The following is a 5,689-nucleotide window of genomic DNA, read 5'->3' on the forward strand; positions in this document are numbered from 1 at the left end:
CAGTGTTGGGCTCTGGATATTGGTGAGGGTTATAAAAAGCTGTGCCAGCATTTTGATGGATTGTTTCTGGACTTTGATCAGGGCAGTGAGATCGGTATGAACCCATTCGCTCTGGTCCATGACTATGAAGAGGAAGGCGATATTCTGCTGGCACTGATCATTGCCATGGTGTCTCCACGAGAGCCTTTAACCCCATATCAGGAAGCCGGTTTACGTGAACAAATTCGGGAACTCTGGGAGGGGGAAGGTACGGACAGCAGTATTGATCTGTTACAGGAGCGATTACAGCAACATCCGGATGAGCGTATCACCGACCTGGCCGTGCAGCTTGGAGCCTTCACTTCCAAAGGTGAATATGGTCGTTTTTTCTGTGGAGACAATACGCTGGATATCAATCAGTCTTTTACCGTGCTTGAACTCAGGCATCTGGACAATCGCAAGCACCTGCAACGAGTGGTGATTCTGGAGCTAATCTACCTGATCCAGCAGATTATGTACTTTGGTGATGTCAGCCGCCGGAAGTTGGTGGTGATTGACGAAGCCTGGAACCTGATGCGGGATACTCAGGGAGCTGCCCTATTCATCGAACATGGTTTCCGCCGTTTTCGACGATTTAATGGTGCCAACCTGATGGCGGCACAGCGGATTGAAGACTTTTATGAAACCGCTGCAGGGCGGGCCGCGATGGATAACAGTGCCACTCAATTTCTGCTCAAGCAACAGCTGTCCACTATCAATGAATTAGAAAAGCAGCAACGCTTACCCTTATCACCAGAAGGTTACAAACTGCTGAAAACCGTCCATACCGTTGAAGGCAAATATTCAGAAGCATTGGTGCTCACAGAACAGGGCTCTGGAATTGGCCGTTTGATTCTGAATCCCTTTAAAAAGCTACTCTATTCCAGTCACCCTGAAGATGAAAGTGCGATCCGGACTTATCGATCTCGGGGACTTTCTCTGAGTGATGCCATTATGCAGGTACTGAAAGACAGGAATGCTGTATAACTATCTACGTTGACACTGAAACTACCGGCCTTAGCCCACAAGACGAGATTGTTGAGATAGCTATTGTCAATGATGATGGTGAAGCTCTCCTGAATACACTGGTCAGACCAACACACCATGATTGCTGGCCGGAAGCCCAGGCGATTCACGGAGTCAGTCCAAAAGCAGTGGCCCATGCTCCGACTTATGATGAGCTTCGGACTACAATCCAGACGCTGTTTCAGAATCAGGAAGTGGTAATCTACAACAGGGCGTACGACAGCCAATACCTGGGCATAGAACTTGGAGCAGCGAAAATCGTACAGTGTTGCATGCTGCTGTTTGCCCAACACTTCGGTGAGTGGAGTGCCTGGCATGGCAATTACAAATGGCAGAATCTCAACAAAGCCAGTCAGTATGTGCTGCACAAATGGGAAGGCGAAGCGCATCGTGCTTTGTCCGATACGTTGGCAACACGAGCGGTCTGGCATTACTTAACCCGCCCTGAGGTTCGCCAGCGGATTGATGAATTTAAAAACGTATGACTCTCTCACCCTTCTGGCTGGTGATTATTCTGCTATTGCCAGCCACCAATACAGCACTGCCTTCTAACCTCACTATTAATCTGTTTGTATCTGAAGCTCTGGGTGAGGTGACTCTGATTGAGTTACTGCGGGATACAGAATCTCTTCACAACTTCAATATCATCGTGCGAGGAATGGGAGCCAAAGATACCAATCTGACTCATAGTATCAGTCGCTGGCAATACCGGATAAAGCAGGCCGGTGTCGGGAAGGAGATTCAGATCAACCCTGTTTTGTTCCGGGAGCAGAATATAAATCATGTACCCGCAATGACTGTTGTCGTTAACGGCAATACTGAACTGACCGCTTTTGGTGTTACCTCACCTGAATGGATGATGCGCCAGTACCGTGCCGACAGACGTGGCAATATTGGAGCCTATGGCTCAACACTTCCTGTCAGCGAACCGGATTTATTGGAGCATTTGTTGCTGCGGCTCAAACAACAGAACTGGCAGCCCCTTCAAGAAAAAGCACAGAAACGGTTGCAGACTAAAACCCTTTCTTTCGGAGCTAAGCTCCCGACCAGCCGAGAGGCATCCAGCAAAGTTGTGAAAATACCCGGTCACTGGCGTACACCTATCATTGCCGTGAATATTAACGATCGTCAGCAATTGAAGGTTGTGATTCCATGGTTACAGCAATATCCTGATGCGCTGGTTTTGGTATCCAGTGGATCACTGCAACAGTTTCAGAAACTATCCAGTCTCTGGCATGTGCATGCAATTTACATCATGCCCCCGGAGCTGATTCATCGCTTTCAACTGACAACCTTGCCCGCATTAATGACACCAGAAAACCTGAATCACTGGCGAGTGATGACAGCAGCAGTATCAAATTTTTCTGCCATTGATCTGGTGTCATGGGCAAGAGCTTTGATTTCCATTTCAGCACAATCTGCCTCTGCTCAGGAAACCACAGACAACCCATCAAAAGCCCTGTGCCAGAACGTACCGATTCTGTCAGAGAAACTGATTAATTCTGTACCCTGGAAAGAGCTGTTTCCTATTCGTATTGGACTGGCAAAACTGGGTTCGGGTAAAGAGCCTGATGACAGAGCTAACAGCATTACGGGCTCATGTTTCTGCGAAGACAGCGTGGGCATGTTTCACCCTGGCGTGACTACCGGCTTCTGGCGACCTCAAAAGCTGATTGAACTAACCCGCAGTCCCGGCTGCTTGATGGCATTGGGTGGTCACAAGCTACATATGGTTGACCAGCGTCGTTGGGGAACACTGGGTTCTGCAAATATTCCCAAAGGCTTAACCTATCTCCACGCTCACGTTTACAGCCTGCCACTGATTGAAATGCTGAATATGTATACCGGTTTTGGCGGCTGTACCAGTGACCTGGTGGATTTTGACCTGCTGAATTTGTCAGAAGTAGACCCGTCGTGGAATCACCCGGAGCTGGCCTCCCTACTCTCTCCCGACCTGGCTGCTTATGCCAATCCTGCGGCGATTAATGCTTGTACAACTGATGGCCTAGCCGCTTTGAACTCACAACCTATGGATAATCTACACTGGTGCGCTGGTAGCTGGGGTTCCCTTTATCCTCTATCCGGTTTTACCAGCACCTTCGGTCACTTTGCCGATAACACCAGTCTGCTGGCAACACGTGCTCTAGCCAAAATTCACCGGATTGGTCTTGGCAGAAAAACCATAGGAGAAGAGGCCCAGTGCCAGAGCCGGATCACTCCCTGGCTCCCCAAAAGCCAGTACAAAATGAGCATGTTCTGGCCTGAGCCGGAAAAGCAGAAAGCACACTGGATAGGAGCTTCAGCCGCAACATGGGGAATGCATCGTCACCCATTGGCTAAAGACGACGCTATGTATCTGCTTTGGCAATATCGGGATTGTTGCCAGACCGTCAGTCAATGACAATACGTGCCTGCTACAACCTACTGGGTCGGTTGTTAGCTATCTGCTTTCACACGGTAATGGCAGAAACCACTCAGGAAGCCACTCGCACATTTGAGCAGCATACCCACTCAACCTGGCTCCATCAGATTAACCAGCAATCTGAAGCTATTACAAGAAAGCCTCAACCTACTACCAACCAGGTACCAAACCTGTTGATGGAAAACCCTTCAGACACTACTCACCGTAGGAAGTTGGAAAGTTATTATCAAAATGAAGATTTCGATGGCTTACAATCTTTTGGTGAACAGCGGGCGCAACAACTGGAAACCGAACAATCTCCGGAAGGTGAAGCCTGGCGTTTACTGAACCAGTCACCGGATCGATATTACCCCGATGCCAACGAACACACGATTCTCCACCCTGTAGAGCAAAGTATTAAGGCCCTGCAGCACCCCAACACCTGGTCTAAACAGAAGCACTGGCCTACAGATGCTAATGGCAATCCCATATACGACAACTCTTTAGATGGGCAGAGCGAAATGAGTGCCACGATCGCACGACTACGTCGACACTTCAGAGGCTGTGACTACCAAAGAACACTGGTACTGAAACAAGACCGTCAGGTACACAGCCCGGACATCAGGGAGTGCAGCCGGGTTCTGGTTAAAGATCACAGCCTGACGCTCAATCGTCACCTGACTGTCCAGCCTTTTTTGAAACATATACGCGGCAGCAGTATCTCCGGTCTAAAAGCCTGCGACAGTGGTTCAGACACAGAAGGTTGCCTGGAAATCCGGTTGGGCATCAGCCGCAGTGCTGACAACTACTACCGCTGCCGCTGCTGTATTAAGGAAGAGTCACTGACGGTGAAAATGCTGAAACCCGAAGCCCTCAATCAAGTCAAACTGGTCGATGCCCGCTGGGATGACCGCATTCAACTCTGGCTGAATGATCGTAAGCTCTGGCAAAGCAACCCAGATTTTCCGCCAGAATCCGGTGGCCGGTGTGACCGGGATAAAAACTATTACCTGAACCAGGAAGTCAGCCTTGCCAGGGAAGTCATTCAGTCCGGGGCACCCGATATATCCTTTCGGTTAAGAACCTCCGTCGGTGATAAAGGGGAAGGCTTTGCCCTGATCCGTCTGTATTTTGATCTTAGCCAGCTGGTTTCATCAGACCATTGGGGGACCTTGGCACAACAAGAGCTGCTGGCCAATATGCAGCAGTGGCATAACGATGGTTTATGCAAGCCGTCGTTTCAATGCCTTGAACGACTGCCTGCGGCTGAATATACCGTACATGGCAAAACCGTCCCTCTGTTCTCTTCACTGTCTCCAGAATTACCTTCGGACTGTAAAATGACCAAGGCTGAAGTCGACTGTTTCTTCTACAAAACGAGATCATCACAATCTCCGCCGGATCACTGTGCTCACTATGCCAATACCCCTCACTGTGAGTTTCTGGACAGCCGTTGTTTAGGTGAAAAGTCCGGCATCTGTTATACCCGACAGGATCGTTATGACTGTGGCTACAAAGGCCACGTGAATCGCATCGGTATCGAGGAGAGTATTCACTGCGAAGGTCAACCCATGCAGTGCATGTTAGGCGAGTGTCAGGCCAATATTACCGATGCGGATAACACTGACTTTGCCAGTGCCGTCAGCGGTCTCCATGCCGCAAAACATATGGCGCACGATATACAGTGCAATCAGGACGGGAGTGGTTGCAGGATATTCAGCGGCAAGCCCTGCACCTGCAAACAAGGCATTTTCAATATAGTGGACTGCTGCAATCTACCTACCCATGTGAATTTTGCCAGCTATATGAACCTGCTGCTGATGGGCTATCTATTTGATCAATCAGCAATCCATCTACAGGGGAATTTTCCCAATCAGCTGACTGGGTCTTATCAGAAAATGAGGGAACCACTGATGGAGGGCATCAACAAGCTCATTCAGCCTGCAAAGAATCTATGGTCCGATTTAGGCAAAAGCTGGGACAAGCTCACAGAAAGGCTATGGCCGACAACGGCTGAAGTTCATACCCAGGCTGCCACTGCCAAGCCCATTGCCGGAGAACTGTCGCATGAAGCTCAGAAGTCTATGCTCGGCAATATGCAGCAACAACTGATGCGAAAGATGGCAGAAGTCGTCCATAAAATTCTGGGCGAGGATGCCACCAATCTGCTTTTTCGAACGGTTGGTAACAACCTGGCTTCTCAGGGCGGTCAGCTGAGCCAACAAACCCTGATTATGAACCCGG

The 5,689-nt window shown here is 49.5% G+C and carries 3 protein-coding genes and 1 pseudogene; all 4 read left to right on the forward strand.

All coding sequences use genetic code 11. The annotated features are described in order from the left end of the window. Positions 1–1,005, forward strand: a pseudogene (locus KDK16_RS08825) (ATP-binding protein); the annotation flags it as partial. Positions 1,006–1,007: 2 nt separating this feature from the next. Beyond that, a complete protein-coding gene (locus tag KDK16_RS08830) occupies positions 1,008–1,529 on the forward strand; it encodes a 3'-5' exonuclease (protein WP_257275659.1) in 522 nt (173 codons plus the stop codon). Beyond that, positions 1,526–3,445, forward strand: coding sequence for a TrbC family F-type conjugative pilus assembly protein (locus tag KDK16_RS08835; protein WP_257275657.1), 1,920 nt, complete (start codon positions 1,526–1,528; stop codon positions 3,443–3,445). Before KDK16_RS08830 ends, KDK16_RS08835 begins: the two co-directional genes overlap by 4 nt. Next, positions 3,442–5,689, forward strand: a 2,248-nt coding sequence (gene traN, locus KDK16_RS08840) for a conjugal transfer protein TraN (RefSeq protein WP_257275658.1), incomplete at its 3' end; no start/stop codon positions are given. The genes KDK16_RS08835 and traN, both read left to right, overlap by 4 nt.

The sequence above is a fragment of the Endozoicomonas sp. SESOKO4 genome (assembly GCF_024606275.1).

What these genes read in the sequence shown, in the direction of transcription:
- KDK16_RS08835 (WP_257275657.1), top strand. Translation starts at nt 1,526, where the DNA reads ATGACTCTCTCACCCTTCTGGCTGGTGATTATTCTGCTATTGCCAGCC.